Source organism: Pelobacter propionicus DSM 2379 (genome assembly GCF_000015045.1).
Taxonomy (GTDB): Bacteria; Desulfobacterota; Desulfuromonadia; order Geobacterales; family Pseudopelobacteraceae; genus Pseudopelobacter; species Pseudopelobacter propionicus.
In genome coordinates this window covers 3917330-3941330 of sequence record NC_008609.1, presented here as the reverse complement: position 1 = coordinate 3941330, position 24001 = coordinate 3917330, and the positions used below count along the sequence as shown (strand labels likewise).

The following is a 24001-nucleotide window of genomic DNA, read 5'->3' as shown; positions in this document are numbered from 1 at the left end:
AGAAGATGAATAAAAGTATCGTCAGGATTTTCACGCTAATGGCAGCCATCATGATGCTGTCGGTCACGGTTCTTGAGCTGAATGCCGAAGCCAGGGCTGGCGGAAGCCGCTCATCCGGAAGCCGTGGATCGCGCAGCTATTCCAAACCGGCATCGAATTACTCCCAGCCACACCAGACACGGCAGCAACAAGCTGCTCCTGCCCCCAGCCCATTTCAGCAGCAGGCAGGTGGCGGCTTCATGAGGAGCATGGCCGGCGGTATCATGGGGGGCATGCTGGGCAGTATGCTGTTCAGCAGTTTTGCCGGAGCAGGTGGCGGAATGGGCGGTTTAGGAGGCGGCGGTATCGGTATGTTTGAAATTATTCTCCTTGCCGGGTTGGGCTATCTGATCTACCGGTTTATCAAGAAGAAAAGGGAACTCAGCCTGGCAACCCCCTCCGGGCAGGGGGGCTATCAACGTGAAGCCGTAGCCCCAGTTTCTTACGGATACCAAGCCGAAGTACCGGCTTCAAGCGATGTGGAGAGCGGTATCTCCCATGTTCGCCAGATGGACCCCACTTTTGACGAAAGCAGTTTCAACGACGCGGTGATGGATATCTTCTTCAGAATCCAGGGGGCCTGGATGAATCGTGATCTTGCACCGGTTTCCTCACTCCTGACGGACGAGATGAAGCGGATATTCCAGGAGGATGTGGACCGGCTACTGCGGGACAGACAGGTCAACAGGCTGGAGAACATTGCCGTCAGGAAGGTTGAAATCACGGAGGTGTGGCAGGAATCGGGCCAGGATTACGTCACCGCCCTGGTCCACGCGAACCTGTTCGATTACACGACCGATGACGCCACCGGCGCGGTGGTGTCCGGCAGCAAGTCGGAGCCGGTGAAGTTCGAAGAGTACTGGACCTTTACCAGGTCTGTCGGCAACAACCCGTGGCGCCTGTCGGCAATCAGCCAATAGATGGATGGTTCGGAAGACATTATGACGACAGTACTGTCGGTTTGGTAAATGCAACAGAGTTAAAACGCTGCCTTTATCCCCGCACCCGGCCTTCTGCCACCCTCTCCCGCCGGGAGAGGGTGTGATTGGTATCCTTTCTCCCGTGGGGAGAAGGTGCCCCGAAGGGGCGGATGAGGGGGGTGACGTGCTGCTGGGTGGGGGCAGGACACCCATGGCCCGGACAGGTGCGCTCTCCGGTCCGTCCGGTCCCCCTCTGGTCCGGAGTGAGCCTGTTTGCTGATCATGGCTGATGGCGCGGGGAGTGCCGCGTGGTGGTGGGATTCATGGGTGGTACGAAAAATTCTTGTACTACATGGGGAAACGGTCCGTCAGGGCATGGTTTCGCCTGTTTCGTAGGCCGCCCGCGCGTCTTTCCTGTTGACAAAACTCCTTGAAGCGGTTAAAAAAGTGGTTCTTCGGGATGTAGCGCAGCCTGGTAGCGCACCTGCTTCGGGAGACGTAATTTCATACAATCAATTTAAACCTAACCATATAAAATGGTTAGGTTTTTTAGTTTTGTCCCCACTACTTGTCCGGTCCTCCGGTACCCCTCCGGTTCTCCTGTCGCCTCATAATTGCAGATAGTTAGCTGTTTTTCTCCCGGTGCGGTAACTGCCGGTCCACCCCTATCCGTACAATTCCTTGTGTAGCATGGCTTTGTGAAAAATGAGAGGTCCGCTCATGCTGGCTGATCGGGCAAAATTACTCCGGTTCTTCCGGTCCTTTTCCGTTACGCTTGCTCCAGAGCCTCCCTGTAACCCTTCGAAAAAATTGAAAGTGTGACGCTCAACAGTCTTAGCACGCAAAAAGCCCCCTACCCAGTGACAACGGATAGGGGGAACTCAAATGTCAGGCAGCACGATCAAACATTTCTGATACACCCTCTGTAGCTTTCTTCAGATCATCAGCATTCAAATGTGCGTACCTCTGGGTCATGGCTATATCTTGGTGTCCCAATAGCCGCTGTACGGCGTAGAGGTCAGCACCTGAACTGACTGCCATACTGGCGAATGTGTGTCTGAGATCATGTATGCGGAAGTTGTCTATTCCGGCATTCAGGCATGCCTTCTCAAAAGGTTTTCTCAGGTCATAGATGTATCCCTTCTTGGTGCCTTGTCGTGAAGGGAATACATATTCACTGCCACGAGTACGGTCCTCCTGATCTTTCCGTGCCTGAAGGTCCTGTATCACTTCTTTTGCCCTGGCATTCAGGTGTACCGTCCTGCTTCGGCCATTCTTTGTTTTGGGTAAGAAAATACGCTCCTCATCAAGGCGTACATTTTCCCAGCGTAGAGACATGATCTCTTCACGTCGGCAACCTGTGTACAGCAGCATTCGCAATGCAGCCACCGAGAGAAGGTCATCTTGATCTTCCAGTGCCTTCAGGAATTTCGGCAATTCTTCCTTGCTCAGGTAGCGCTCTCTCAGTGGACCTTCCTTGAACTTTTCCTGACCACCAGCAGGATTTTTCTCCAGCAGTCCCCACTTGACGGCAAGATTCAGCATTCTCTTCAGAGTGGCCAGTAGATGGTTTGCTGTGCAAGCAGTGGTTCTTTCCTTCTCTTTGGAGTGAACCATCGCCACATCTCTGGGGGTGATTGCCTGCAGTCGAAGTTTACCCAGAATCGGATTCAGTCGGCGCTCGATCTGGTTCTTGTCGTCGTCCCAGGTCTGTTTGTGAGCCTTGGCGTGTGGTAGGTAGTGCTGGGTCGAAAACTCTTCGAACGTCAGATCGGCACGTACTTTTCCTCTCTCTGCTGCAGGATCTTTGTCCCTTGCCAGAAGCGCCTTGTGTTCTGCCACCCGCGATCGGGCATCCTGTACGCTAACCGCAGGGAATTCTCCCAGTGACAGGCACATCTTTCTTCCGAGGTATCGGTATCTGTGCTGAAAAAAGCGGCGACCATTCTTGGATACCCTCAGGTGAAGGCCAATGCATTCTATGTCGGCATACTCCATTTCCCTGGATGGACTTGCTGGATCATGTGCTGGCAGTGCTTCTATGGCCTTTTTAGTGAACGGAAATTTTCTGCTGGTGTTTGATCTGTATGGCTTCATTTGTTTTCCTTTCTCGATATTATTTTTTTTTGGCGCATCCCCTTTGTAAGCAGATGCACTAAGGCCGGGGATCATTGCCTTGTAACATCTTGTGCAAAATCTAAAGGGTGCTCTGGTCCTCGGCCGGTCCGGATACACAGAATGTAGTTTCAGGTTGACGACCTAATGGCATAATCTGATGGTAACTGAAATTGCGTACAACCATTATTTCACCTTGTCTTTTCTTTGTTTTTCAAGCAGTTGCTGTTTTGGAGAAAATCCCTAAGGGGTACACAAAGGGGTACGTTAGGGGGCCAGTAAGGGGGCGGCAGGTGCAGACCTGCGGGGCCTGAGAAACTGCCAAACTGCGAACCTGGCCCCCAACCGGGGTGCCGCCTAGGGGGTGGTGATGGCTGGGGCTGGTGGGTGCTCTGTGGGGCGCTCTAGCAACTTGAAAACCTTGGCTCCACGCTCGCGTACCACAAAGGACCATTGGTGGATGGTTGGATCATCTCCGGTGTACTTCTCAATGATCCTAAGGGCGGTTCTTTTACTAACTTTGGCATGCCTAGCAGATTCCTCTGCCAGCTTCATTTTGGTATTGATACCATCTGTGATGCAGTTTGAAATGGCTGTAATCATTTCGGTATCCGACTTATATTCAGTTACGTGTTTGATTGGAACCAACTGTTCTGGATCCACCTCTTGCACCGACAACAGGCGTTCGTAGTATGAGATATTGCTCTCCTGAGAATAGCTGTAGGAAGCAGACAAGGCGACGTTTCCACGGCGCTTAATGTTGGTGAACTCAACTACCTTTTGGTTTGCATCAGTTTGCTCTGAAATGCTAAACAGGGTATATGCACAGTCAAAGTCATCTACAATGTCAGCGGTTCCGGAGTAAACTGGTTTGCCGTCGGAGCCTGGTTTCTTATTGGTGTGGGCCAGTGCTATGACAGTGCCACCAGTGAGGGTGAATTGGCGGATGAATTTGGTAAAACATGCGCTTTTACCCTTGTTCATGGTGTCTACGAACCTCTTTAGTGTATCAAGGACAATGATCACGTTTCGGGCTGAGTCGGTTGTGGTCATATTCATAACGGCCTCTCGGAATACATTCGCCTCAAACCCCTTATGACCATCAGCAATCATTTTGAAACCATATTCTTCTGCGAGTCTTGCCTTCACAACAAGGCCATTACTGTCGTCGTCCATATTGATATATATGAGCTTCGCCGGGTCAAACATTCCTGCCTTAATGCCTTGGACAATAAGATAAAGAGAGAGCAGAGTTTTGCCTGTGTTTGGTTTGGCGAAAATAGCTGTTGATTGTCCTAAGAGCACAATATTGCCCAAAATCGGCACTTGTTCCACCGCCTTTTCTTCGAGTTCATCAACGTTATTCAGAAAATACTTTGCCAGCGGGTTGCCTATATCTACGCTGTTTGAAGATGTTTCATTGGTGTTGCTTATTACCTCATATCCACAAGGCTCAAAGCCATCAGCACCAGCATCGCGGGCCATTTTGATCAGTGTGCCGATGGTCACGGGGGTGGACTCATCAAAACGAAATGAACGCCACTTGTACTCGATTTCTTTGATTCCCTTGTATTTGCTGCCTTTGCTGCTCCAACGATCAAACAGAGCCAAGCCTTCATCACTACCTGACGTTTCATGGAATACAGCCATGCCCACATGCAGCCAGTCATCATAACCACAATCAGCATCAATTCTATTCAGCAGTGCTTCTATCTTTTGAATCGAGGTATCATTTGCTTCTTGGTCAATTTGTTTGTCAAAACCCAGGTTGTGTTGACGTTCGATAGCCGTTTTGGGCTCATTCTTTTGTCTCAGTTCTAATTTTAGGCCTTCCACAATCTCTTGTTCCGTGTAACGCTTCTCAGCATGCCATTGAATCAATCGGCAACAAAATGAGGCCCCGTTTATATCGTTGTGTTTGGGTTTGCCATTGATTGCATTTGGTAGGCGTGCCCATCTAGTCAGTGGGCCGGAAGCACCCGCATCGCAGAGCTCTGCTGCAATCAAAGATTTGAGTAACTCTTCAGCTACATTACCCTCGGTAATTGGAGAAGTTAGAATAATCCCGCCTTGAAAATTATTAGGGCTCGTCTCGATCAGCCAGGACAATTCAAAATCGCCGAGTTTCTCCAACGGAACCTTTGTGCCGAGATCATCGAGCATCAGAAAATGGCATGCTGCAAACTGAGGCTTGCGGACATTAAAGATACCTTCATTGCCAGGATAGAAGCTTGAGCAAGATATGTAATTGTTGTTGCTGGCTGAAAGCTCTGTAATATTGGAATCAACTTTCCTTGCGAACCATCCACCTTCAGTTGGATCCCCCGCTTTTGAGCAGACCGCAGCAAATGCGCCTTCGGGTAGTTGTGGAAAAACAGCAGCTATAAATTCGGCGTTAGTGACATGTGAGAAATCGCACTCTTTACTGACTATTTCAGGTTCTAGCGAACCTGCTTGAGAAACCCCCATAGTTTGTGGGGTCCTTTTTCGTGATGGAATTACTATGTCTCTGGGATCAATCAGCGAGGTAGATTGCTTGCTTTGTTCATCTTGTGTGTACATACATTCGACTCCTGTAAATAATTTCGTAGCAATACGATCGCAACATATCGGAATAATTTACAGAGTCCAAATTTTATGTGCTATAAATTTAATGTAACGGGTTCTGCAAAAGGTTGATATTCATTATTTATATTACAATTATATGGCACGATTTATAATTGATTTTAGACGCAAATTGTAATATTTTTTTGCCATGGAAAAAATCGATGCCAGGAAACAATCGAGAGAGGAATTGCTTGCAAGGCGTCAGCAGGTGATTCGTCTTTACGAAGAGAAGGTCCCTGTGATGAAGATAGTTGAGGCCAGTGGCTTGAGTTGGCCTGCTGTGAATGCTGCGATCAAACATTACACTGCAGGGGGTGAATCAGCACTCAAACCTGCGCAACGGGGCAGAAAACTAGGTACAGGTCGATCATTGACTGAGGAGCAAGAAAACGAATTACGCAACATTTTCTACACGAAGCGACCATGGCAACTTGGTATCAGGGGCTCCTCACGAAAACTATTCTTGTGGAATCGGGATGCAGTCATGCAATTGATTGAACAGAAGTGTGGAGTCAGGTTATCAGTACGATGTGTGGCTAAATATCTTGAACGATGGGGTTTTTCATCGATGAAACGGCATCAGCAGCCAAAAGAGCTGTGCTCTAAACATGTCAAAAAATGGCTCGATGAAAATTACGAAAAAATTGGAGAACGCGCTAAAATAGAAAATGCTGGCATTTACTGGATAAACAAAAAATCAGTTGACACTATCAAAAAACCGACATCTGAAAATAATTCCAGATCACCGAAACTATCGTTGATATACGTTATTAGCAATAAAGGTAAAGAGCACTGGATGTTTATTAAGGGTAAATATACACAAGATAAGCAGATAAAATTTTTGAAGGCACTGATAAATGGATTAAATAAGCACGTGATACTGATACGTGATGATTTTAAATATTACTCAGGAAAACAAGTAGTAGATTGGGTATTTGATAATAAAAACAAGATAGAATTACACCCAACACGTCAACCAAAAACAAAAAAATATGTTATATATGATAAAAGGCCATGTCTTGACAGTAATATGAGCAACGACTGAATTGTAATTGAAATTTGGCTATTGCTTTCTGTATTTATGGTTTAAGTTAACAGGTAGCAAACAAACCAAAACTAAGTGGGTGAATAGGCTATATTTGTCTGCCAATCTATTTTTCGAGTTACCTGAAATTTGATGTAAATAAATGAAAGGTGGCACCGAGTGACAGGTGGGAAAAAGAGGGGGGAGCGCGGGGACCTATAAAACTGAAAAACTGGGGAAGCGCCATCTCTTATGTCTAAAAAATTAATATTTTCGAGGTGTTAGCCCCCTACGCTCCAACTTCGCAGGATTTCAGTTCTCGTCGCTAGACACAGTGTTCCAGAACCGCAGTTTTTCAGTTTCTCCTAGCGATTGGTCAGTCGATCGCCCCCAGTATCCCCTTCACCTCCGGTGCTCGAACATGTACTCCCTCAGCAGGTGGTACTGCCCGGCACATGCTTCAGCCAATTCCGGGATGTCGGAAAATGACCACTGGCTGTATGCGTACATACAAACCGTGATGCCCAGAGCATCCGCTGACAGTGTCCCTTCGTATCCGTTCATGCATGACACTTGAAAAGGGGTATCAGATTCGGGTGCCAAATAGAATCCTCCGTTACTTAGAGAGTACATATACCAGTACCCACCATGGTAATCTTTTGACAGCCCCCAGCCATGTCATATATAAACGGCTCCAGTCGGAATGGGAAGTGAGCACCAAAGATCTTGACGGTGTAGTTTATTCGGTTGGTATTATTCAGGCTTACTCTAAGTATGGTCATACAAATCTGCTTTCTATTCACTTGCCAGAAATAAAAAGGCTGATACCTCGATTGAGATACCAGCCAGATTCAGGTTAACCAGTCGCCAATTATCTGTTGCGGCTATACGTGCATATATCTTTCAGTACCTTGAAAACTACAATCAGGACCATGATTCCTAGCATGCCGAAATTGCACCCTAATCTTGTAAGCAATACAATAAGTACTACAAACCATAAAATCCATTTGTCCACCTCTGTGAACTTGAAGAGAAGCACCATTATGGCAATAAACAGTATTACACCCATTGATAAATCTCCTCTTTTCTCATCCTTCAAATAAGATGGCAAACTTTGCGAGCCTTGCAGTGCCATCAAATTCTGAATCCACCACGGAAGCCAGGTCGTTTTGCACTGTGATTTCGCATCCAATAGCGGAAAGGAGCTGGCATGCCGACTCTTTGTTGGTAGTTACAATGAATTCGGTGTCGCCATCCAGTTCTGCCTTGACTACACTCAAGCCAGCCTGTGCCATGGGATGCTTCCTGAAAATGTTCAGCAGAGCCAGACATTCGGCATGATCCCGAGATAGGCCACCGTCAAATTGCATGATCGCAGCGCGTTCCTCATAGTCCTCCAGAAAATCGGTATCCAAGCGATTTATAAGATCCTTGAACCATATAGGCTGTGTCATTTATTTTGTCTCCTGAAACGAAAAAACCACCCGAAGGTGGCCTGTGAATTTGATTGATATGTCGGCTTCTAGTTGCTTCTACGCCGTAGACATATGAGTACCCCTGCCAGTAGTACGATGATCAACAAAGCTGCTTTGAAGGCCGGTAGCAAGAGTGCGACCATGATTGATAATGCGCCAAGATTGAAGAGTATGATGCCCATTACGACAAAGATTATGAATGACATGAACATAGATTTTTCCTTTCTTTGTGGTTGAAATAGAAATAGCCCCGAAGGGCTCCAGTGACACAACTCGATAGTATGACGTTTTTCTTACAGATTCCGGATGATTTCCCAGGAATCAAGACCCATATCTATGTAGTCCCGTTCATCCAGATTGTGGTTGAGGGCCTCCTTCACCTCCTCTCGTGCCAAGTGCAGATCCTCTAAGGACAAGGTGAGCGCATCCTCCCCCAAGCGCTGCACTATCGCGGACAGAATAGTTTCCATGGTGATTGAATAGATGATTTCTGAGGGGTTGACGTCGAGAACGGAAAGATGAGAGATAATTTCGTTGTGGTTCATAAAATCTCCTTTCTGTGAGGTTTGAGGAAACAAAAAAGCCCCATGACCGGGATGGCCAAGGGGCTTAAGAGGGGTGCGCAGAGCTGGTTAGATCATTAAAAAATTTATTACAACTTGATGATAGCCTAGTCAGTTTGAGCGTTTATTGTTCAAAATCTATTCTGTGAGTATTATTTTTGTTATGATAAAATAAATTGCTCCTTTGATCTGATATTATATTTTGTTAAAGTCTGGCTCAGTTAAATAATAATTATTTGAGCACCATGCACTTCTAATTTTGGTAAAAGGCTAAGATTAGTTTTCGTGCTAGGTTTTAAATATTAATATTTAACCTCGCTTTTATTTCAGTGATTAATAATAGCCTTGTGCGTAACAATTAATTTTTGTAGAGATATGATGTATTCTGTGAGTAATCTACTATTTTGGTGCGTACAAGATCTTCTTAGTACTATTGATGATTTTATTTCACTAGGTACTCCATCCAAGCTTAACATTTTACCTTCAAGCTTATAAGCGTACTCATTTAGTGAATATAGACTCATTTCGCTCAATTCTTCCTCAGTCATATAATCACTATTAGAGCAACCGCAAATATAGAATAATGATAGTAAGGCAAGTATTATTATAATATATTTTTTCAATGTTGTTCCTTTGTATTGATTGAATAAAGTATGACTAACTGATTTTGGAAATTCTTTATTGTCTAGATAGTTTATTGAATATGAATTTACTTTCTTCTCCAGAAGGCAAGAACAGCAAGACCACCACCTAGAAGGATCATTATTGAAGGTTCTGGAACAGGCGAAGCCATGGATGCAACATCTCCGTCACGTACAGCCCAAGCATATGCTTTTGCATATTCGTTAAATTCAATATGTTCACCGTCGTTGAATAAAAAGGCCCATGGTATTAAATTCCGGTATCCATCAGGCGCGGTATCACCAAGCACATATCTGTCTGATTGAATGTTGTTCACCAGCCCGACGCTTCTTTGACCTCCGATTTGATAATTGCCGAAAATGCCAGAGTGGTTCTGTCCAAGATTCGAATAAAACATATAGCTCAATTCACTATCGACATCTGGTATCCAATCGGAAACACTATACCACCAACTATAATGAACAGGGCGTCCTGGCTGTGTATAACTTGCTAGGCGCCAGTTATCGTACGTTACATTGCGTACACTGTCATAGTAGGAAAGAGTGTTAGCCCAAGTGTTCGCTGAACTCCAGTTCATCAACCCATCTGTGTCGTAACCACTTGTCTTGGAGTAATTAGCGTCCTGAAGCCAAGTGATGTTAAGTACATCGTCGTATAGCAAGCCACCGCCACGATCATATAACGTAGCTTGAGCATTGGACGCTACGGTGAGAAGGACAAGCAAGACAAGTAACTTAGATGTGTTAGCAGGCATGAGGTAAGATTTCCTTTAAAATTTGTTCTTCGTTGTTTCGTGAGGGTGATATGGGTTCTTCGTCATTTGGGCGGTTACTGAATAAGCTGGCTTACAGACAAGAGTCAAATATTTACCCCCCTGTTAGACTAAGTTACCTGTAACGCCCTGATATTGAACAAGTTGATTGGTGTCGCGCAATATTGAATATGACCACGGTGAAATTGGAAGGTAGTCTAGTTTTCCAAATGGCCTCAATGGTACCACTCAAAATGACGAAGAGTTTTTCAATCGCTCTTCCAAATTCCGCTGGTTCTGTTCGAGTTGTACCTTTCCTTCAGCTTTAATTTGCTCCTTGTATCGGTTTGTTGTTTTAGAAGAGTAAACAAAAGCACCTATTATGAAAAAAACACCCAACCACCATGTAATTAAAAAGCTCAATAAGCCAAAAACAAAAAGTACTATAAGTGTTGTGTTTTCACCTGAAGTCATTCTATCACTGGCTGCCTTATCAAGAAGTTTTTCTACTTCTGCATCAACTTTTTCCAAAGGAATTCCCTTGTAATCAGGCAATTCAATTCCATTTTCTGAAAGTTGTTTGATTGCTTCATTACGAACATATCTTTGCTGCTCTGCCTCTCTAGCTTTCTCTGCTTGCTTGGTCTTTTCGTCCTCAGCAGCCAATTCTCTCCTGCGTGCGGCTATTTTTTCATTCAAGTCCATTATTCACCTCTTTAAACTGTAATTACTCATCGCTACCAATGCTATTTACTAATGCGCCGATTAATCCGCTACCGACAACTGCCATCCCAGTAGCTCCAGCCGCTGCTACATACCCTTTCTTTTTGGCCTCATCTTCTGCAGCAATTACGTCATCAATACAACGTGCTGCACGAGCAGCCTTTTCTGACTCAGGTACTCGACGCTCAAACGTGATCATTAGAGTTTCACGATCAGCAACAACAAGGTGGCGCTGCATCACGTTTACCATAAATACCAATCTCCAGCCCTCTGACGCCATTGCATTTATGTACGCTTGAAGTACGTTTGTTTCAATTCTTCCTTCTCCGAGCAGTAGAGAGCTAATTGCACCATCAGCAACATCTATTACTTTGTATTCATATTCCATGATTACACCTTTTTTACCGATTAATTATTTACAGTAATTATGTTAAACGTATTTATCCACTCGCTAATAGACAAATCCGCGTTGGAAAATTAAAGTCTCTTCAAGAAGCATTTTGGGCTGTCCAGTTGAAGAGAGCGTGTAAGAAATCGCAAATTAAACGTACTATATGATTGACCACGACTCTTGTCAAATGAGAATGCATGAAATATTATTCAAAAATACAAATCCCCCGGTGTAAATCAACGACAACCCCGTATTGTGACTTAACCGTTAGTGACAACACAGCGGCCACGACCACCAGATCACTCTGACTACCGGTCCCCCTCCGGTCCGGATTGTGCGCGTTTGCCGGGTATGGCTGATGGTGCGGGGATTGCCGAGCAATGGTGGGCTGAATGGGCGTTACGAAAAATTCTTGTAGTACATGGGCAAACTGTCCGTGGCGGCACATTTTCGCCTGTTCTCCAGGCTGAGCGGTCGTCTTTCCTGTTGACAAAACTCTTCGGAACGGCTAAAAAAGTGGTTCTTCGGGATGTAGCGCAGCCTGGTAGCGCACCTGCTTCGGGAGCAGGGGGTCGCTAGTTCGAATCTAGTCATCCCGACCAGACAAATCAAGGGGTTACGTCATCAGGCGTAACCCCTTTTTGCTTAACCGGCAGAGCGGGAATCACGCCGCCTGTCCCGCTTCGAACGGCAAAGGAGGCTGCTTGGCCGCCTTGCGAAGCATGTCCTGCACTGCATAACGCCTGCCCGCGGATGGCCGTCAGTCCCGGCTCAGCAGCGCCGGGAGCTGGTGGATGCCCTCCAGAAGCCAGCGGGCGACGCCGAAATCGCCCCCTCTTCCAGGGTAGGCTCCACCCCCGCCCGGGCCAGCGCCCCGGTATTGGCCTGATTAGTAGAGCTGCTGTGTCTCCATCAGCACCCCGTCGTTGTCCCAGAAAATCCCGTCAAACATGTTCGCCCATTCCTCTTGTCACGTCTGTGCCCTGTCCATCCTGGTTGAAAAATAATGTCACTGGTGCGGTGCAGGCCCCTCAAGGAACAGTGACACTAATCGTTGCACACAACTCTGTTGCGTCCCGATTGCTTTGCCCGGTACAGGGCCAGGTCTGCTTCCTTCAGCAAGCTGTCAAAAGTGATGGTGCGTCCCTTCAATCCTGTGAGTCCAAGCGAGATGGTGACCTGCAGCGATTCGCCCTCCTGCACAACTATGCTGGTTTCCGCGACCGTCGTGCAGAGACTTTGCGCCACCTGCATGGCTTGCTCCACGTCGATTTCAACCAGAACTGCGGCGAACTCTTCTCCACCCATACGACCCATGATATCCACCTTGCGAAGCTGGTTTCCGCGACCGTCGTGCAGAGACGTTGCGCCACCTGCATGGCTTGCTCCACGTCGATTTCAACCAGAACTGCGGCGAACTCTTCTCCACCCATACGACCCATGATATCCACCTTGCGAAGCGTATTCCGGATCAGGAGTGACACTTTCCGAAGAACTGCGTCGCCGGTGCTGTGTCCCCAGGTGTCGTTGATCGATTTGAAATGGTCAATGTCAATCATAAGCAGCGATAGCGGCCTATGGTAGCGCACCGCACGCGCGAGCTCATGCTCGGCCTGTTCAATGAAGTGACGTCGGTTGTGGAGCCCGGTCAGGTAGTCTGTGCGTGCCTGTATCTCTGCTTTTTCCTTGAGAGTGCGTTCGAGCTCAAGGGTTTTTTGTGCCACGAGAAGGTCAAGGGCGGATTGCTGCGCCTCCTGCTGCAAGCTGCGTAAACGCGAGTTTAAGATCATGGCAAACAAACCGCCAATGATAAGGCCGTTGGCAATCAGTATCTGTCTGCCCATATTGTTGATCGGGCCTAACGGGCTGCTGTGACTGGAAAGCCAGAACAGGGTGAAAATAATCGTAATTGCAACGAAGAAGAGTTGCAGCAAACGCCGGCTTGGCGAGTGCTCCTTACGGAGGGTAAAGGTCATGACGACAAAATACCACCAGCTGACCCGGATCAGCACGGCGTTGAGGATGACGGCAAAGGTAGTATATCCAAAAGCCATTGCCGCCAATTGAAAAGGAAACACCAGCAGAAACAGGTTGAGCCCGCGCATCAGCAGCGGAGGTGGCTGATAGGGGGTGAACAGAGTCCGGCAGAAGAGCAGTGTCGTGAAGCTTACCGCGCAGTAGGAAACAGCGGTGGATAAATCCGCCAGTTGAGGAAAACCGGCGGGAAGCAGGGGAGCCAGGTAGCCCGTAATGGCTATGCCATACAGTGTGTACACTGCTTGGTGAATGGCAAACAGCCCAACCACCGGCAACCGGTCCAGCAGATAGCTGTGGATCGCCCAGAGCAGTAACAACAGCATGGAGGTCACGAAAAACACTTCCAGCAGATCGAACTGATGGCTCTTATGTTCCGCCTCGTCCGGGTGCAGGGCTTCCACACTCATCTGCAACGTGGACCTGGTCTTCAGACGAAGATAGTACGTGGCCTCGGGGGAGGTAACATTGACGACAAATCCCAGGGAACTTCTGGCGCGGTCACGCTCGCTGAACGCGTAGTGGTTGCCGGTCACGCGCGTCTTCCAGTTTGACGGGGGCCCCGCATCGGCTTCGTAAAGGCGGATTTCATTGAGAAAGGGTTGGCGGATAAAAAGATCCACCTCGCTCTCTTTGGCGGGTGCCCTGACACGCAGGCGCAGCCAATACACGGAGTTGGTGAAACCCCTGGAAAGCGTGGGTCCGACCGGTTTGAACGTGCTTCTCGCCGCATCGGCGATCGTCAGCGTTCCGGCCTTGTCTTCCAGCACGGCGCGCGACACAACCAGGTCTTCGGCAAAAACCGGTGGAGTACTGCTATGGAGTCCGAAGAGTAGGGCCAGGGCGGCAAAAAAAAGTTTCATGGGATCATCTATGTACACCAGGATGAACAGCGTGGGCGTGAATGCGGCGGATAGTGAGCGCGAAATAAGCGGTTGTGGGGTGTGTTCGGGGGGCAGTTATTCAATACTATTCAACCAAACAACCGATCCAATAGTACATACTCTGACAAAACGGCCCTATCAAACAACCGATCAACTCAAACATCGCCCCTCTCGGACACTTCATGCGAAGTTTTCATAAGTTACACATCGTAACCATGATAGTCAAGGAATGCGGAGGGTTCTAACGCCACACTCCACCCCCACCTGGGGGATGCACACCCAGGCCCTGCATCGCTCCATATCCTCCTCATGCCGCGTAAGCACGACTAACCCATGCGCCACGGCGGTGGCCGGTTATAGTTTGTCCGAACAGACTCATTCCGTCGATGAATGCTCAGTGGATGCGCTGAATGTGTCCGTTCTAAAACGTCGAACTCACCCCTTGCGTGCGCCCCGACCTTTTTCGCGCCATCCGGCGTTGCGGAAGTTGCCGATTGCCCTGTTCCCCCATTTCGGTTACGATGCCGGAAAATTTTCACTCATGCCAAGGAGAACTGATGGAAACATCACCGGAAACACCCCAGGAGACGAATGGACTCGATCAGGCGCTGCTGACACTGCGCGAGGACATGGCCGACGCCAAGCGCCAGTCGAAGTTTTACGATACCTTCCTCAATACGATCTTCTGTGTCCCTACATTTGACCAGCAGGAACTCGACGGAGAATCGGCGGTTGAGGAAGGGCAGATTCTTCCCCTGATCATCGAATGTGAGGGGAATGATTACCTGATGCTTTTCAACACCGAAGAGCGCTTGAAGAAGTGGGCAGGAGACGATGTCAAGTGGGTCGGGGTTCCGGGATACGTTCTGGCTGCCACGGCCATGCCGCCGCTCCACATGGCGCTGAACGTCGGCACCGAATACTCGAAACGGTTTCTTCCCGATGAAATCGCCTGGCTGCGGGAGGTTGTGGAGCGGTGCAACGAGGCAGAACCAGAGCAGGCGCAGCCGAATCCATAGGTCGTCACGACGGTGCCGGCATGCTTCCCGGCAGGCATGACAACTGTCTGCTGAAATGTGGCAATTAGTTGGGTGGTTTGCGTAGAAACAGGACAGGCGGCGATTGGCCGCCTGTCCTGTTTGATTCATATGCTTTACCGCTGGAGCAACATAAAAGCCTTGCTTTTACTAGTAACAGCCAGTTTTGAGTCGTTCTTTAAAGCGGACCGCCCGTCGGCCGCGCTATCGTTACGGGTGAACTGCAGGAGATTAGTGACGCAATGGCGTAGTGACGTTTCTGGTGCTCATGTGGGTGGCAATCACCCAGCCAAAAATTGCCATGGTGCGCGCCGTCAGGCTGCATTGTCTGCTGTCCGCAGCAGATCGGCCAGTTCCTTCGCCGCGAAATCGGCAGCGTCGTTAAACGGGTACAGAATTTTGTCAGTTTCCGTGGTCTCCAGAACGGCTACCTGATTTTCATCTCTGGCAAGCACGGCTATTCTTCCCTCATAACCAATGTGTTTCAGTCCGGACATGAGAATCTGATGAGAATCCGGCTGCGGCAGGGTCGTGACGATCCATTTTGCAGCGTCAATGGGTAATGTTTCCAGGAAGTTAATGTCTTCGCTGTCGCCGAAATGAACGTGCAACCCTTCTCGCTCTAAAGAGACTATCACCTCCGGGTCGAAGTCGACTCCCAGCACATCGAGTCCGGCATCATTCAGTTTCCTGGCAAGTCTTCCACCATAACGGCCGAGACCGAATACGACAATTTCAGGGAGACTTGTATCCTGGTGCTCCTGTTCCATGGCCATTTCCCGGAATGGTTTGTATCGCTCGAAGATGCCGAGGAATCCTTTCATCCGCTGATAAAGCGGCTCCGAGTAGAGAATCATGTATGTGGACAGGGTTATGGTGATCAGACCGATCAATGTTGTCAGGCCCAATGCTGCTTCACCCACATGGCCGAGGGTGATGCCCATGGCTACGAAGACAATTGAAAACTCACTGATCTGGGCAACGGTCAGCCCGGCAAGGAAACCGGTACGGCGGCGGTAGCCCATGAACCCCATGATGGCCATGACAATGAGCGGATTGCCGATCAGGACAAACAAGGAGAGTACGATTGCCGTCACCGTTTGGTCGCCGAGGGTGGACAGGTTGAGTTTTGAGCCCAACTCGACAAAAAAGAACAGCAGCAAAAAATCGCGCATGCTGGAGAGGCGCGAGCCGATTACTTCCCGGTAGCCGGTTGATGCCAGGGAAAATCCGGCGAGAAATGCTCCTGCCTCCTTGCTGAACCCCGACCATTCACCCAGGGCTGCCAGGGCGACGCCCCAGGCGATGGCAAATATCAGCAGCAGTTCAGAGGAGCGGGCAATGCGTTCCATGAGCCAGGGAAAGACATAGCGCATCACCAGGAAGAGGATGATGCCGGCACCGCCGAGGCGGGTGGCCAGTGACAGGATGATTTCCCCGGGAGCTGCCGAGCCGGTAGTACTGCGCAGGGCGCTCATTACCATCATGGCCAGAACAACGGCAATATCCTGTACGATGAGAAAGCCGACGGCAATGCGTCCATGAAGGGAGTCCAGTTCCTTTTTATCTGACAGGAGTTTGACGATGATGATCGTACTGGAAAAGGTGAGGGCTACGGCAACATACAGTGCCGTGAGCATATCTTTGCCGAAAGCAAGCAGAAGCGCAAAACCGATGAGGATCGTGAACGTGAGCTGGCCGAGTCCCGTTGCCAATGCGACTGGTCCGATATGGCGCACACTGTGCAAGTCAAGTTTCAGGCCGACGACAAACAACAAGACAGTTACGCCGATCTGGGCAAGCAGATCGATCTGATCGTGGGCCGTGACCCAACCGAGCATTGCTGGTCCGGCGATGATGCCCACAGCAATGTAGGCGATAAGCAGCGGTTGCCGCATGCGCAGCGCCAGGAAACCGGCCCCGGCTGAGGCAAGCAACAGAAGGGCGAATTCACGGTACACGTTTTCCATTGAACATCCTTTCTGGGGACAGTGTATTCAATGCCCTGTCAACAAAAAATAGTTCCATCAGTACCCATGCTGACAAAACGACTCTCTTGAACAAACTCTCCGTTCCTCACACCGCTGCTCATGGACACTTCATGGATGATTTTTATAAGATTCACACCATAATCGGGAGAGTCAAGGAATATCGCCGGATTGCGGGAACATCCAAAGAACAATCCCTGTGCGCTACCACACAGATGCAGGCCTGTCGTCGGTCGTGCCAGCGTATAAAAAAACGGGCGCCGCAATCGGCGCCCGTCCCGTCTTCCTGAGGTAGCAGTTTTCCCTACAGCGTCAGCTCCGCATGCCCCTCATACAGGCTGTCCCGCTCCGCAGTCACATCGGCGTCTTCCAGGTACTCGTCAAAACCCATCACCCGGTCGATGACCCCGTGGGGGGTGATCTCGATGATCCGGTTGGCGATGGTGGAGACGAACTCATGGTCGTGGGAGGCGAACAGGATGACCTCGCTGAAGGCGATCAGGCCGTCGTTCAGGGCGGTGATGGACTCCAGGTCCAGGTGGTTGGTCGGTTCGTCCAGGATCAGCACGTTGGCGCCGGTGAGCATCATGCGCGACAGCATGCAGCGCACCTTCTCGCCGCCGGAGAGGACGCGGGTCTTCTTCAGCGCCTCGTCGCCGGAGAAGAGCATCCTGCCCAGGAAGCCGCGGGCGAAGGTCTCCCCCTCGGTGGCGGGGGCGAACTGCCCCAGCCACTCCACCAAGTTGAAATCGTTGTCGAAGTAGGCGCTGTTCTCCTTGGGGAAGTAGGAGCTGGTGATGGTCACCCCCCAGCGGAAGCTGCCGCTGTCCGGCTCCAGTTCGCCGGCCAGGATCTGGAAGAGGGTCGTCCTGGCCAGGCCGTTGCCCCCCACGAAGGCGATCTTGTCCCCCTTGCGCACGATCAGGTCCAGATCTTTCAGCACGTCGACTCCGTCCACCTGCTTGCACAGCCCCTGGATTTCCAGGATGATGTCGCCGCAGGCGCGCTCCGGCTTGAACACCACGTGCGGGTACTTGCGGGAGGAGACCGGCATATCCTCCAGGGTCAGCTTGTCCAGGAGCTTCTTGCGCGAGGTGGCCTGCTTGGCCTTGGAAGCGTTGGAGCTGAAGCGCTGGATGAACTCCTTCAACTCGGTCACCTTGTCGCTGACCTTGCGGTTCTCGTTTTGGCGCTGGCGCAGGTTGAGCTGGCTGGCGTGGTACCAGAAATCGTAGTTGCCCACGTAGACCTGGATCCTGCCGAAGTCGATGTCCGCCGTATGGGTACAGACCTGGTTCAGGAAGTGGCGGTCGTGGGAGACCACGATGACCGTATTGGAAAAACGGAAGAGGAATTCCTCCAACCAGGAGATGGATTTCAGGTCCAGGTTGTTGGTCGGTTCGTCCAAAAGCAGCACGTCCGGGTTGCCGAACAGCGCCTGGGCCAGGAGCACGCGCACCTTCTGCCCTGCTTCCAGCTCCTTCATCTGGCGGCCGCGCAGCTCTTCCGGGATACCCAGGCCGTTCAGCAGCACGGCAGCCTCGGATTCGGCCTCATAGCCGTTCATCTCGGCGAACTCCCCCTCCAGCTCGGCGGAGCGGACCCCGTCCTCCTCGCTGAAGTCCGGCTTGGCGTAGATCGCCTCCCGCTCGACCATGATCGTGTAGAGGCGCTCGTGCCCCCTGATGACCGTGTTCAGCACCGTCTCCTCGTCAAAGGCGAACTGGTCCTGGCGCAGCACCGCTATGCGCTCGCGGGGGCCGGTGCTGATGGAGCCGGCGTCGGGAGAGATCTCGCCGGCCAGAATCTTCAGAAACGTGGACTTGCCCGCGCCGTTGGCGCCGATCAGCCCGTAGCAGTTGCCCGGCGTGAACTTTATGTTGACGTCCTTGAACAGGACCCGTTTGCCGTAGGAAAGTGTGACGTTTGTTGCAGCTATCATGGTGCTCGTACTCCCTTGCCGAAAAAATAAAAACCACAGGGGTGATCCCTGTGGTTCACATATTGTCCAGATTTATAGCACGTTTATGCGCGGTGCGGCAACACCTTTTTCCCGTCACCCCGCTTGGGCGACAGGTCAGGCGCACTCACCTTCCGGGACGCAGAGCAGGGTGGCCGGCAGACGGGTGGTGAAGCCTGCCGCGTGCAGGTGCCCGCCGCCGCCGAAGCGGCTGGCGATGGCGGCCACATCCATGCCGCCGGAACTGGAGCGCAGCGACCATTTGCGCAGGGAGCCCTGGTCCTGGTAGCCGACGGCGAAGGGAAAGCCGTGGGACAGCTCTCCCACCAGGTCGCTCATGATGTCCTCGTAGCAGTTGACCACCGGCACCCGATAGCCGGCAATGGTAGCCATGACCGCCTTCTCCCGGTGCAGGTCGATCATTCGCCGTCGGTAGCGGTTGATGGCCTTCCCCTCTTCCAGAAGCGGTTTCAATGATTCTTCCCCGGTGCAGAGTTGTTCCCAGATGGAAAAGTCGAAGGGGCGTGACATGAGGGCGGCGTAGATGTCGCAGGTTCCCTCCAGCTCGAAGCGCCACAGGTCCCGGTCCTGGATGTGCAGCAAGAGTCGCGGGGGCGGGCTTTTATGGTAGTACTCCCAGGTCAGCACGGCCCCGGACCTGTTCATGTCGAAGACCACCTTCAGGTTGTCGTGTTCCAGCTCAAGGCCGGCCAGATCCTGTTCGGCAGAGGTATGGTGGTCGATGATGATCACGGAGCGGGCCGAACGGCAGAGATCCTTCAGCACCGGCCGGTGGTAGGAAAAGTCGACGATGAACAGATCACGTCCCGCCACGTCGGGCGGCTCCTGGCCATACACGCCCGGCAGCAGGTCGCAGACATGCTCCGTCCCCTGGCGGAAGCGGAGCGATATGGCGTAGGCGGCGGCAAAGCCGTCGGGACAGCCTCCATGATAGATCACAAACGGTCGTTGCAACGGAGTTCCTTTCAGAAAAAAACACGCACAGCCTGCGGCTGGCAGAGCAGAATAGCAAGCCCGCGGTGCTATTCCAACGTCTTTTTGCATCCATTCAGTCCAACGTGGAGCGTTCCCTCTTGCGCAGGGAGACGATCTTCTTGTCGCCCAGGCGCTTCTCCCGGGCGCCGCGGGGCACCCTGGTGGCGATGCGCTTCTTCACAACCCGTTCACGCTTTTCCAGTGCCGCGGTCAGCCGTTCCATGGCCCTCTCGCGGTTTCGCGACTGGGAGCGGCTCTCGGACGCCTGGGCCACGATGCCGGTGGGGAGGTGGCGGATGCGCACCGCCGAGTCGGTGGTGTTGCGGTGCTGGCCGCCCGGCCCGGAAGCACGGTAGTATTCGATCCTGATATCCTCTTCCCTGATCTCGACCATGGTCGTCATCCTTTCCCCTGTCCTCACGAACTCCGGCAGCTCTCAACCGCCGAATCCGGGTTGAAAAGCCGCCGCTTCATGATCGGTTCTCCTGCACATCCGGCAGCCGCACCACCCGGTCGGCCATCGCCAGGCAGGCGGTGCGGTGGGTGGCCAGCAGCACCGTTTTCCCACGGGTGCGCTCGGCCAGGCGGGCAACCACCTGCCGTTCCGTCTCGACGTCCAACCCCTCGGTTGGCTCGTCCAGGAGCAGCAGCGGCGCGTCCTTCAGCAGGGCCCGGGCCAGGGCGATGCGCCTCCCCTCCCCTCCCGAGACCTTACAGCCCCCCTCGCCCACCGGGGTGTCCAGCCCCTGGGGAAGCCCCTCCACCCAGCGGATAAGGCCGCTGTCGGCCAGGGCCAGCCGCAGCTCCTCTTGCGATGCCTCGGGTCGCGCCAGCAGGATGTTTTCGCCTATGGTGGCGTTGAACAGGTGCGGCTGCTGCGGCAAGGCCGAGAAGAGCCGCCGTGCCTGGTCACTGGCCAGACAACGGAGTTCCGTCCCCCCCAGGGTGATGCTCCCCCCGTAGTCGCGGAAGCGGAGCAGAAGGGCCATGATCGTGCTCTTGCCGCTGCCGCTGGGCCCCAAAAGCGCCACCCGGGTTCCGGCCGGGACAAGCAGGGAGAACCCCCACAGCAGTGGCCGACCGGCGGCTGGGGTGCAGGAGACATCGCGGAAGACGATCTCCGTTTGTGCGGGCGGTGGCTCCGGCTTGCGCGGCTCGGCAACCGGTGCTGGCGCGCCAGTCAGCTGGAAGATTCGTCGCAGCGACTCCGCCACTGCCGGAGCCATCTGCAGCGCGGCGGGGAGCGAGCCGGCCGCCTCCAGGGCAGCGCCGCTGAACAGCAGCAGCATGACCAGAGCCGGCCCGGACAAAAAGCCGTCAGTCACCCGGGGACCGGCCACGGCCAGCACGCCCGCCATGCCCAGGCCGCCACATCCGGAGGCCAGTGCCAGGGTCAGGGCGTTGATGTTACCCAGGCGCTGCTGCTCAGCCACCAGTCGGCTGGAGAGGTCGTCCACCCGCTCGGTCTGGCGCTGGATGCATCCCAGCAGGGTCAGTTCCTCTGCTCCCTGCAGCCCCTCGGTCACGGCCGTGCGCAGCTCTCCCGCCAGGCGGGCTGAACGGCGCCCCGGTTCCAGCGCAAGACGACGCCCCAGCAGGGGGAGGGCCACGCCGGCCAGGAGCAGCACCATGCAGAGCACGAAGCTTGCTGCGCGGTCCCACAGGGCCACGAAGATGACCGCCAGCAGGATCGAGCAGCCTCCCACCGCCAGGGGAGCGATGATCCGCAGGTAGAGGTTTTCCAGGCTGTCCACGTCCCCCCGCAGCCGTCCGGCCAAGTCGCCGCTGGCGTAGCCTTCCAGCCCGGCCGGGGCCAGCGGCTCCAGGCGGCGGAAGAGCCAGACCCTGAGGGATGTCAGAAAGCGGAAGGCCGCCTCATGGGTCACCAGCCGCTCCAGGTAACGCCCCACCGTGCGCAGGATTGCCAGGGCGCGGATGCCGGCCGAGGGGAGGAAGTAGTTGAAGGCCGCCCCGCTGGCGCCGCTGATTGCCATGGATGCGATGAACCAGCCGGAGAGCGCCATCAGCAGTGCGTTGGCGGCGATGACGATCACGCCCAGCACGATCCCGGCCAGCATCCATCCCCACTGACGCCTGCCGACCCCCAGGATGGAACGGAGCGCCCTCACGGCGCCACCCCGCCCGCTGCTTCGCGCCCGCTGGGCGTCACCACCCGCTCCACCCTCCCGGCGGTCAGCAGGATGACACGTTCGGCCCGACTCACGGTCTCCTCACGGTGGCTGATCACCAGCACGGTCCGGTCGATGGACAGGCGCTGGATGGCCTCGGCTACCAGCCGCTCGTTCTCCCGGTCCAGACCGGCGGTCGGCTCGTCCAGCACCACCAGCAGCGCCCTGCGCAGGAAGGCCCGCGCCAGGGCCAGGCGGCGCAGCTCCCCGCCGGAGAGACCGGCCCCCCGGTCGCCCAGGCGGTTCTGGATGCCGTCGGGGAGACGCTGGATGAAGCCGGTTGCGGCGGCGTCATCCAGGGCCTGGCGGATCTCGTCCTCCCCGGCGTCGGGGCGGGCCAAGAGCAGGTTCTCCCGGATGGTCCCCGGGAAGAAGAACGGTTTCTGGGACACCCAGGCCAGCCCGGCTCGCCAGGATTCCGGGTCCAGTCGGCGCAGGTCGATGCCGTCAACGGTGATGCGTCCGCTGTCGGGGCGGGTCAGACCGGTCAGCAGGCGTGCCAGGGTGCTCTTGCCGGCGCCGCTCTCCCCCACCAGGGCGGTCAGGCTGGCGGCCGGCAGTTCCAGGTCGATTCCCTCCAGGCCGCCCCGCCCTGCCCGGCTTCGGAAGGAGACCCCTTCGAACACCAGGGTCGGCGCCGTTGCCGGTGCGGGAAGCGCTCCCGCGCAGCCCCCATCAACCGACGAGTCAAGGAGCGGAGCGATCAGTTCCGCCGCCGCTATCCCCTGCATGCGGGAGTGGTAGGAGAGCCCCAGGCTGCGCAGCGGCAGGTAGAATTCCGGCGCCAGCAGCAGCACGAACAGGCCGTTTAGCAGGGAGAGGGAGCCGTTCAGCAGGCGGAAGCCGATCACCACGGCCACCACGGCGGTTCCCACGGTGGCGAAGAACTCCAGGGTGAAGGCGGAGAGAAAGGCGACCCGCAGCACGGCCATGGTGCCCCGGCGGTACTGCTCGGCCATGCGCCCCACCACCCGGGACTCGCGGCGGGCTGCGCCGAAGATCTTCAGGTCAGGCAGCCCCTGCACCAGATCCAGCAGGTGTCCGGCCATGCGGGAGAGTTGCGTCCACTGGCGGCGGTTGAGCCGCTCCGCGCCGCGGCCGATGAGGACCATGAAGAGCGGGATGAAAGGGGCCGAGAAGAGCAGCACCAGCCCGGAGCGCCACTCCACGGGGAGTACGAGCAGCAGGGCCAGTAGCGGCAGGAGTCCCGCCAGCACCAGCTGGGGGAGGAAGCGGCCGATGTAGGCTTCCAGCCCCTCCACCCCGCTGGTGACCACCTCCACCAGGTCACCGGTCTCCCTGCCCGCCGCATCCGTCGGCGCCAGCTCCTGAAGCCGGCGGAAGAGCCGGCTGCGCACCCGCTGCTTGACCCGGCCGGCGGCGGCCACGGCCCGCTGCTCGGAGAACAGCGCCAATCCCCCCCGGGCCGCTGCCGCGGCGACAACCCCGGCCACTAGGGGGAGCAGGGTCGAAAAGGGAACCCGATCAATGACCAGACGCTGGCAAACCAGGGCCAGCAGGCGTGCCTGGAGCACCATCATCAGGGCCGCCCCGCAGCCCCCGGCCACCGTGGCCGTGAGTTCGGTGCGCACCGCTCGTGCCTCTCCCAGCAGCCACCCCTCCGGGCGCTGGCCGATATTCGGTTCAGGGGAGCTCATCTTCG

General features: G+C 53.6%; 19 protein-coding genes and 1 tRNA gene. 4 read left to right on the top strand and 16 right to left on the bottom strand.

The window, feature by feature from the left end:
- Window positions 1–5 precede the first annotated feature (5 nt).
- On the top strand, window positions 6–959 hold the full coding sequence (locus PPRO_RS17735) for a Tim44 domain-containing protein (protein WP_011737371.1): 954 nt from the start codon (window positions 6–8) through the stop codon (window positions 957–959).
- Window positions 960–1847: 888 nt separating this feature from the next.
- Here the strand turns inward: PPRO_RS17735 and PPRO_RS17730 are convergent.
- Together PPRO_RS17730 and PPRO_RS17725 are read right to left on the bottom strand one after the other, a co-directional pair.
- On the bottom strand, window positions 1848–3056 hold the full coding sequence (locus tag PPRO_RS17730; protein ID WP_011737370.1) for a tyrosine-type recombinase/integrase: 1209 nt from the start codon (window positions 3054–3056) through the stop codon (window positions 1848–1850).
- 375 nt (window positions 3057–3431) lie between these two features.
- A complete protein-coding gene (locus tag PPRO_RS17725; RefSeq protein WP_011737369.1) occupies window positions 3432–5636 on the bottom strand; it encodes a PriCT-2 domain-containing protein in 2205 nt (734 codons plus the stop codon).
- Between the two features lie 193 nt (window positions 5637–5829).
- On the opposite strand from PPRO_RS17725, the gene PPRO_RS17720 reads away from it, so the two are divergent.
- The gene (locus tag PPRO_RS17720; RefSeq protein WP_011737368.1) at window positions 5830–6726 is read left to right on the top strand and encodes a winged helix-turn-helix domain-containing protein; all 897 of its coding nucleotides are present in this window, start codon (window positions 5830–5832) and stop codon (window positions 6724–6726) included.
- 381 nt (window positions 6727–7107) lie between these two features.
- On the opposite strand, the gene PPRO_RS21965 is transcribed toward PPRO_RS17720, so the two are convergent.
- The 6 genes from PPRO_RS21965 to PPRO_RS17690 form a co-directional block, all read right to left on the bottom strand.
- A complete protein-coding gene (locus PPRO_RS21965; RefSeq protein ID WP_086003640.1) occupies window positions 7108–7338 on the bottom strand; it encodes an antirestriction protein in 231 nt (76 codons plus the stop codon).
- Window positions 7339–7793: 455 nt separating this feature from the next.
- A complete protein-coding gene (locus PPRO_RS17710) occupies window positions 7794–8159 on the bottom strand; it encodes a Rossmann-fold NAD(P)-binding domain-containing protein (RefSeq protein ID WP_011737365.1) in 366 nt (121 codons plus the stop codon).
- Between the two features lie 314 nt (window positions 8160–8473).
- Entirely contained in the window at window positions 8474–8725 is a 252-nt protein-coding gene (locus PPRO_RS17705) for a hypothetical protein (RefSeq protein WP_049759799.1), read from the bottom strand.
- Window positions 8726–9452: 727 nt separating this feature from the next.
- Window positions 9453–10139: a PEP-CTERM sorting domain-containing protein gene (locus PPRO_RS17700; protein WP_011737362.1), complete on the bottom strand. Its 687-nt coding sequence runs from the start codon at window positions 10137–10139 to the stop codon at window positions 9453–9455.
- A gap of 246 nt (window positions 10140–10385) precedes the next feature.
- Window positions 10386–10841 carry a hypothetical protein gene (locus PPRO_RS17695; protein WP_011737361.1) on the bottom strand — a complete coding sequence of 152 codons (456 nt, stop codon included), beginning with the start codon at window positions 10839–10841 and terminating at the stop codon, window positions 10386–10388.
- A 22-nt stretch (window positions 10842–10863) separates the two neighbouring features.
- Window positions 10864–11247, bottom strand: a complete 384-nt coding sequence (locus PPRO_RS17690; protein WP_011737360.1) for a DUF4177 domain-containing protein — start codon at window positions 11245–11247, stop codon at window positions 10864–10866.
- A 528-nt stretch (window positions 11248–11775) separates the two neighbouring features.
- On the opposite strand from PPRO_RS17690, the gene PPRO_RS17685 reads away from it, so the two are divergent.
- Window positions 11776–11852, top strand: a tRNA-Pro gene (locus PPRO_RS17685).
- 445 nt (window positions 11853–12297) lie between these two features.
- Here the strand turns inward: PPRO_RS17685 and PPRO_RS21960 are convergent.
- Together PPRO_RS21960 and PPRO_RS17675 are read right to left on the bottom strand one after the other, a co-directional pair.
- On the bottom strand, window positions 12298–12558 hold the full coding sequence (locus tag PPRO_RS21960; RefSeq protein WP_408633733.1) for a GGDEF domain-containing protein: 261 nt from the start codon (window positions 12556–12558) through the stop codon (window positions 12298–12300).
- A complete protein-coding gene (locus tag PPRO_RS17675; RefSeq protein ID WP_049759797.1) occupies window positions 12456–14147 on the bottom strand; it encodes a sensor domain-containing diguanylate cyclase in 1692 nt (563 codons plus the stop codon). Before PPRO_RS17675 ends, PPRO_RS21960 begins: the two co-directional genes overlap by 103 nt.
- A gap of 578 nt (window positions 14148–14725) precedes the next feature.
- Between PPRO_RS17675 and PPRO_RS17670 the strand changes: the two genes are divergently transcribed.
- Window positions 14726–15187: an SseB family protein gene (locus PPRO_RS17670; protein WP_011737359.1), complete on the top strand. Its 462-nt coding sequence runs from the start codon at window positions 14726–14728 to the stop codon at window positions 15185–15187.
- Between the two features lie 332 nt (window positions 15188–15519).
- Here PPRO_RS17670 and PPRO_RS17665 read toward each other — a convergent pair whose 3' ends face one another.
- The 6 genes from PPRO_RS17665 to cydD form a co-directional block, all read right to left on the bottom strand.
- Window positions 15520–17175, bottom strand: coding sequence for a cation:proton antiporter (locus PPRO_RS17665; RefSeq protein WP_011737358.1), 1656 nt, complete (start codon window positions 17173–17175; stop codon window positions 15520–15522).
- Window positions 17176–17497: 322 nt separating this feature from the next.
- A complete protein-coding gene (locus tag PPRO_RS17660; protein ID WP_011737356.1) occupies window positions 17498–19135 on the bottom strand; it encodes an ABC-F family ATP-binding cassette domain-containing protein in 1638 nt (545 codons plus the stop codon).
- Window positions 19136–19270: 135 nt separating this feature from the next.
- Window positions 19271–20128: a phosphoesterase gene (locus PPRO_RS17655; RefSeq protein ID WP_041532408.1), complete on the bottom strand. Its 858-nt coding sequence runs from the start codon at window positions 20126–20128 to the stop codon at window positions 19271–19273.
- A 94-nt stretch (window positions 20129–20222) separates the two neighbouring features.
- On the bottom strand, window positions 20223–20543 hold the full coding sequence (locus tag PPRO_RS17650; protein ID WP_041532407.1) for a peptide chain release factor family protein: 321 nt from the start codon (window positions 20541–20543) through the stop codon (window positions 20223–20225).
- Between the two features lie 76 nt (window positions 20544–20619).
- The gene (gene cydC, locus PPRO_RS17645; protein WP_011737353.1) at window positions 20620–22278 is read right to left on the bottom strand and encodes a thiol reductant ABC exporter subunit CydC; all 1659 of its coding nucleotides are present in this window, start codon (window positions 22276–22278) and stop codon (window positions 20620–20622) included.
- Window positions 22275–23996, bottom strand: coding sequence for a thiol reductant ABC exporter subunit CydD (gene cydD, locus PPRO_RS17640; protein ID WP_011737352.1), 1722 nt, complete (start codon window positions 23994–23996; stop codon window positions 22275–22277). The genes cydC and cydD overlap by 4 nt, the downstream gene beginning before the upstream one ends.
- Between the last annotated feature and the right edge of the window lie 5 nt (window positions 23997–24001).

Coding starts and splice junctions, on each gene's coding strand:
- PPRO_RS17735 (WP_011737371.1), top strand. CDS start 6: ATGAATAAAAGTATCGTCAGGATTTTCACGCTAATGGCAGCCATCATG.
- PPRO_RS17730 (WP_011737370.1), bottom strand. CDS start 3,056: ATGAAGCCATACAGATCAAACACCAGCAGAAAATTTCCGTTCACTAAA.
- PPRO_RS17725 (WP_011737369.1), bottom strand. CDS start 5,636: ATGTACACACAAGATGAACAAAGCAAGCAATCTACCTCGCTGATTGAT.
- PPRO_RS17720 (WP_011737368.1), top strand. CDS start 5,830: ATGGAAAAAATCGATGCCAGGAAACAATCGAGAGAGGAATTGCTTGCA.
- PPRO_RS21965 (WP_086003640.1), bottom strand. CDS start 7,338: ATGTACTCTCTAAGTAACGGAGGATTCTATTTGGCACCCGAATCTGAT.
- PPRO_RS17710 (WP_011737365.1), bottom strand. CDS start 8,159: ATGACACAGCCTATATGGTTCAAGGATCTTATAAATCGCTTGGATACC.
- PPRO_RS17705 (WP_049759799.1), bottom strand. CDS start 8,725: ATGAACCACAACGAAATTATCTCTCATCTTTCCGTTCTCGACGTCAAC.
- PPRO_RS17700 (WP_011737362.1), bottom strand. CDS start 10,139: ATGCCTGCTAACACATCTAAGTTACTTGTCTTGCTTGTCCTTCTCACC.
- PPRO_RS17695 (WP_011737361.1), bottom strand. CDS start 10,841: ATGGACTTGAATGAAAAAATAGCCGCACGCAGGAGAGAATTGGCTGCT.
- PPRO_RS17690 (WP_011737360.1), bottom strand. CDS start 11,247: ATGGAATATGAATACAAAGTAATAGATGTTGCTGATGGTGCAATTAGC.
- PPRO_RS21960 (WP_408633733.1), bottom strand. CDS start 12,558: ATGGGTGGAGAAGAGTTCGCCGCAGTTCTGGTTGAAATCGACGTGGAG.
- PPRO_RS17675 (WP_049759797.1), bottom strand. CDS start 14,147: ATGAAACTTTTTTTTGCCGCCCTGGCCCTACTCTTCGGACTCCATAGC.
- PPRO_RS17670 (WP_011737359.1), top strand. CDS start 14,726: ATGGAAACATCACCGGAAACACCCCAGGAGACGAATGGACTCGATCAG.
- PPRO_RS17665 (WP_011737358.1), bottom strand. CDS start 17,175: ATGGAAAACGTGTACCGTGAATTCGCCCTTCTGTTGCTTGCCTCAGCC.
- PPRO_RS17660 (WP_011737356.1), bottom strand. CDS start 19,135: ATGATAGCTGCAACAAACGTCACACTTTCCTACGGCAAACGGGTCCTG.
- PPRO_RS17650 (WP_041532407.1), bottom strand. CDS start 20,543: ATGGTCGAGATCAGGGAAGAGGATATCAGGATCGAATACTACCGTGCT.
- cydD (WP_011737352.1), bottom strand. CDS start 23,996: ATGAGCTCCCCTGAACCGAATATCGGCCAGCGCCCGGAGGGGTGGCTG.